We start from the raw sequence: 5025 nt of genomic DNA, 5'->3' as shown, positions 1-5025 counted from the left end.
GAGTGGGGAATCGGGAGTGGGGGAGTGGCACTAGCCCCCTCTACTTCTGAGCGAAGGGCGATGGCTTCTCTTCGAGACGCTGCGCTAACGCCCGTCAGAGGCATCGCTATAATCAATAATCCGATTCGCACCCAAGCTTTTTAGCAATTTAAACTTTTTAGTACTGCAAACAGTGGTATAAAAATATGTCAAAATCTACTATCTTTCCTCCTTCAACCTTTGCACTTCCTCCAAGCTTAATCCCGTGATCTGACTGATACTTGCTTCATCTAATATATCTAGAAGTTTCGCTGCAATTTCTAGAGATTTTTGTCGCAATCCGCGCTCCTCACCTTGTTTATCTGCTCTTTTAATGGCATTTCGTTGATCTATAAGATACATTTCCCGCTGTTCCAATTCTTCTAATTCTTCTCGGTTCAATGTTGCTATATTTGCCACTTCATTATAGAGAATCCGCTTTTCAAAGCCTTCTACATTTAATACCTGCATCTCAATAATGACGGTTTGCTCGTTATCGAGAACCGCTTTCACATCTAAGTATGTGTCTTTAACCCCTCTAATTTTGGGGGCTTGATAAGGATTGAGGATTTCTAAGTTTTTAATCGTAGATTTTCCTTCATAGAGGATACCATTGAGAAAACTGATAAGGATGTCTTTGTTTTGCTCTGAGCCAAAGATTCTTTTAAAGGCAAAATCTGTTTTAGGATTGATAAAGTTCATTTTGCCACCTCTATTGTTTGTACCGTTTTTCTATTATAGCAATAGTTTTATTTTATCTTCCTTCGTGTCTTTGTGGTTAAATAATTCAGTATTCTTTCAGATGATTAAGAGAGTAAGCAACCAATAACAAACAACCAATAACAAACAACCAATAACCAAAAATCACTAAATCTCAGATAACTGTACGGCGGCAATATCTCTACTCCAGACAGCTATCTTCATCTTGGGATAGCGTTCGCAAGTTAGTTTCAGAATTTGGTTTTTTTCTGAATTGATGGCTGCCAAAATTTTTTCGTATAAATCGTTTGCATCCTCTTCTACTTTACGCTGTACCATGGGAATTGTGTTAGAGTTTCTGATGGTTAATTCAATCGCAAACATTGGGTATTTCCAGTAATAATTGTGGGCTGAATCGATTTAAGATTTGGGATCGATCGTACCAATCCTAAATCTCAGATCTTAAATCAGGCATTCATCATATCTCTATTATCTAACACAATTACCCGATCTGGATAAAAATTTTTTGTTAAATAAATTCAAAAAAATGAGCAAGATGTAGGGAGGCTGTCTTCACCAACGTAAGAATAAGCTTTTCGAGTTATAGTGGGGACAGCCCACCCGGAAGTCATAGCTGTTAGTCAAGAAATATTCTATTTTGTAAACTTTTGTTATAATTAACAAACCAAACCCACTAACAATACTTGAATTTGACAATGAATCTACCCCCATCAAGCCGACTGCAATTTACCTCAGATTTAAACATCTGTCGCCTCCTAAACGGGATGTGGCAAGTATCTGGGGCACACGGGAGGATTGAACCCAAACGAGCCATCCAAACCATGTTCAATTATCTGGATGAAGGTTTCACAACTTGGGATTTAGCAGATCATTATGGCCCAGCGGAAGACTTTATTGGCGAATTTCGCCGTCAACTAATACTTCAGCGAGGGGAAGAAGCTTTAGCCAACTTACAAGCTTTTACCAAATGGGTTCCCAGACCTGGTAAAATGACAAAGGAAATAGTTGAACATAACATAGATATTTCCCGCAAACGGATGGGAGTAGATAGCCTGGATTTAATGCAATTCCACTGGTGGGAATATCGAGATCCAAATTATCTAGATGCTCTCAAGTATATGACAGATCTGCAACAGGAAGGTAAAATTAAGCATCTGGCATTAACCAACTTTGATACGGAACATCTGAAAATCATTATCGATGCCGGGATTAAAATTGTCTCCAATCAGGTACAATATTCTCTAGTTGACCGCCGTCCCGAAGTAAATATGGTAAAATTTTGTACTGAACACGATATTAAACTATTTACTTACGGCACTCTTTGTGGCGGCTTACTTTCAGAGAAATATTTGGGCAAAACAGAACCCCGTAGCGGGGAATTTGCTACCGCCAGTTTGCGAAAATATAAAAATATGATCGATGCCTGGGGAGGTTGGAGTTTATTTCAAGAATTACTGGCAATACTTCAGGAAATTGCCACTAAACATAGTGTAAGTATCTCTAATATCGCCACCAGATATATATTAGAGCAACCTGCTGTTGGCGGTGTCATTATTGGTGCAAGGCTAGGAGTATCGGAACACTTACAGGATAATGGGAAGGTATTTGATTTTAGCTTAACTGGAGAGGATTGCGATCGCATTAAAGCAGTATCCCTTAAATCGCGAGACTTATATCAACTAATCGGCGATTGCGGGGACGAATATCGGCGATGATTCAATCTACAGAAATATTCCCATTACATTAATATATGTAGGGGCGTTAGCTCTCGCTAACACCCCTACAAAAGTTGTGGTTATGGAAATTGCCATCTATCCCCCCAATCCCCACTTCCTAAGCCAATCCATGAGACACAAAACCACCCCAATAAAACGGATGAATAAACGGCAAATCCTTCTCACCAAAAGACTTCAAATCCCGCAGCCGCAATTGAATCTTATCCCCTAAATCCTGCCATTTCTCAAACTCCTCCTCATCTCCACTTAACTTCGCCTCATCACAAGCAGAAATCGCCATATCATATTGATATTGTAAATGCTCTGCCATCTCACCCTGATAATCCCTGACAAACTCTTCCCCAGTTAAATTGCGCAGTTTAAATTGCGACTCCTGTAAAGCTTGAGAACGGCTCATCCCAGCGCGACGAAAATGATAATAAAAAATCGCTAACAGAGCGCTTGCCAAGTCATCTACTGACCACTGAGTAGAGACAACATTCCTGGCTCCAGCACAGAGAAAACCTGTGGCTAAACTTAACAAATCATCGGTAATTTCGTTAAAGTTAAAATTCACTTCGCAGCAGCAAGCAAAGACATCCAATAAATTCGGCATTCGCCAACCTGGGCTGAGAAGTTGCCCTAAAGTTAGAACACCATCACCCAATCTTAATACAGATTCTAGCGGTTTCATCGGATTAGACTTAGCATGATGACTCGAATGAAGGATTTGCACTTGTTTAGCTAAAGTTTTGTAATTATTAACCGTAGCCTGCCGCCCTTGCAATCGCATTTCGGGAGCAACTTTATAAGATTTAGCGATAGTTTCGCATTCGTAGCGGGTGAAAATTAAATCTTCCGTCGCATCTTCCACAATACCCATCATCGGTTGCACTTCAATTGACTCACGTTGCTGACAATAGTAGAGAATTTGGCAACTAGGAATCAGACGAATCCGGAATTTATCACCTAAATAAGTAGTTGGCTTTACCTTAACTGGAGGCGAAGATTTCTTCCCAATCACCAACCCCCGATTATCCCCTTTTTCTTGGGGAGTGGGGGAAATAGAATTCCCTATTTCCATCCTCACCACCGACACCCCGTCCGTTACATCCGTTACCCCATCCGCTGCCGACACCCCATCCGTTACATCCGTTACCCCATCCGCTGCCAAACTACCCCCCCAACAGGCAAAGCAGCAAACGGCATTTGATGCAAATACAAATGAGGCACAATAATCAACTCCTCAATCCCCATAAGATGCTGAGAAATTAACCGATTCAACTCCAAACGCTGGGCAACTTCCGCCAGAAAATCTCCCATCTTCTCCAGCCATTTGCCATTATCCCCAATATAAGGTTTAAACCAATTCTCAAATATCCATTTTTGCAATACTTCCCACCCCTGCCCCTGACAAGTATAAACTTGAGGGAGTTTCTCCGATAACCCCGACTCCTGATTGCGGAGGATGAAAATATGAGTATCTTCTCTAGTAGTATAGAAACTCAGCAAAGCAGTAGTCTTATTTTCAACTAACCCCCACATCTGCTCTAAACTCAGATATTCCACCTCAATTTGTCCAGCCAAAACCGGATCTAATTTCCGTAATGCTTTCCATACTTCCTGTTTCTGTGCAGTTAAATTAGCAATTTCCTCTTTATATTTCTCCAACTCCTCCCCATCCCGCAACTGGCGACTCCCGGCTAAGACAAGATTTGCCTCAGTTTGAGAGCCAAAACGTAGAGTATTAATCCGCTTTTGCAAATCCTCATAATCAATTAATAAAGGTTGGACTTTGGGATCGATTTCTCCCCCTTGGTTAAATAGGGAACTTGCCATTAAATCCGCCAAACCTCGGCAACGGAAACGTTCCGTATATGCCAAAGCTTTCCCCACTTCTCCGATATTCAGGTAAGCTTGGATAATCCTTTCGTAGACTATAATAGATTCTTTGAGAATCTCCTCTCTCCGTTGTTCATCAATCACCCAGTTACGGCTTTGCTCCACTGCCTTGATAGCAATCTCGTAACCTTCGATAGCCAATTCCCAATTGCCATTATCCCAGCCGAGTTTGCCTAAGTAGAAACTACTCTTAAAGCAATCAATCGGGAAATTTGCGGGAGTATAGATACGCAAAGCGTTATGATAAAGTGCGATCGCATTTTCCAGATTCTCTCTCTTATCCCCTGCTATTCTATTATTGTAGGCATTAGCCAGATTATTTTGAGTCTGTGCCCAATCTTGGGGGAAATCTGATTCGGTACGGATACGCAAAGCGTTATGATAATATGCGATCGCCATTTCCAGATTCTCTCTCTTATCCCCTGCTATTCTATATAAGTAGGCATTAGCCAGATTATTTTGAGTCGTTGCCCAATCTTGGGGGAAATCTGATTCGGTATAGATACGCAAAGCCTTATGATAATATGCGATCGCATTTTCCAGATTCTCTCTCTTATCCCCTGCTATTCTATTATTGTAGGCATTAGCCAGATTATTTTGAGTCTGTGCCCAATCTTGGGGGAAATCTGATTCGGTACGGATACGCAAAGCGTTATGATAATATGCGATC

At 41.1% G+C, this 5025-nt stretch carries 5 protein-coding genes; 1 reads left to right on the top strand and 4 read right to left on the bottom strand.

Going from position 1 to position 5025, the window contains the following annotated elements; all coding sequences use genetic code 11:
* Window positions 1-198: 198 nt before the first annotated feature.
* Together NJ959_RS11655 and NJ959_RS11650 are read right to left on the bottom strand one after the other, a co-directional pair.
* On the bottom strand, window positions 199-720 hold the full coding sequence (locus NJ959_RS11655) for an Rpn family recombination-promoting nuclease/putative transposase (protein WP_254011922.1): 522 nt from the start codon (window positions 718-720) through the stop codon (window positions 199-201).
* A 165-nt stretch (window positions 721-885) separates the two neighbouring features.
* Complete coding sequence (locus NJ959_RS11650; protein ID WP_254011921.1) at window positions 886-1101, bottom strand: UPF0367 protein family; 216 nt, start codon at window positions 1099-1101, stop codon at window positions 886-888.
* A gap of 332 nt (window positions 1102-1433) precedes the next feature.
* Between NJ959_RS11650 and NJ959_RS11645 the strand changes: the two genes are divergently transcribed.
* Window positions 1434-2453, top strand: a complete 1020-nt coding sequence (locus tag NJ959_RS11645) for an aldo/keto reductase (RefSeq protein WP_254011920.1) — start codon at window positions 1434-1436, stop codon at window positions 2451-2453.
* A 118-nt stretch (window positions 2454-2571) separates the two neighbouring features.
* Here NJ959_RS11645 and NJ959_RS11640 read toward each other — a convergent pair whose 3' ends face one another.
* Both NJ959_RS11640 and NJ959_RS11635 read right to left on the bottom strand, forming a co-directional pair.
* On the bottom strand, window positions 2572-3627 hold the full coding sequence (locus NJ959_RS11640) for a CHAT domain-containing protein (RefSeq protein WP_254011919.1): 1056 nt from the start codon (window positions 3625-3627) through the stop codon (window positions 2572-2574).
* On the bottom strand, window positions 3609-5025 hold a 1417-nt coding region (locus NJ959_RS11635), incomplete at its 5' end, for a tetratricopeptide repeat protein (RefSeq protein ID WP_254011918.1). The genes NJ959_RS11640 and NJ959_RS11635, both read right to left, overlap by 19 nt.

It is taken from the genome of Limnofasciculus baicalensis BBK-W-15 (genome assembly GCF_024178385.1).
GTDB classification, from domain to species: Bacteria; Cyanobacteriota; Cyanobacteriia; order Cyanobacteriales; family Coleofasciculaceae; genus Limnofasciculus; species Limnofasciculus baicalensis.
This window is presented reverse-complemented; position numbering and strand designations above follow the sequence as displayed.

What these genes read in the sequence shown, in the direction of transcription:
- NJ959_RS11650 (WP_254011921.1), bottom strand. Translation starts at nt 1,101, where the DNA reads ATGTTTGCGATTGAATTAACCATCAGAAACTCTAACACAATTCCCATG.
- NJ959_RS11645 (WP_254011920.1), top strand. Translation starts at nt 1,434, where the DNA reads ATGAATCTACCCCCATCAAGCCGACTGCAATTTACCTCAGATTTAAAC.
- NJ959_RS11655 (WP_254011922.1), bottom strand. Translation starts at nt 720, where the DNA reads ATGAACTTTATCAATCCTAAAACAGATTTTGCCTTTAAAAGAATCTTT.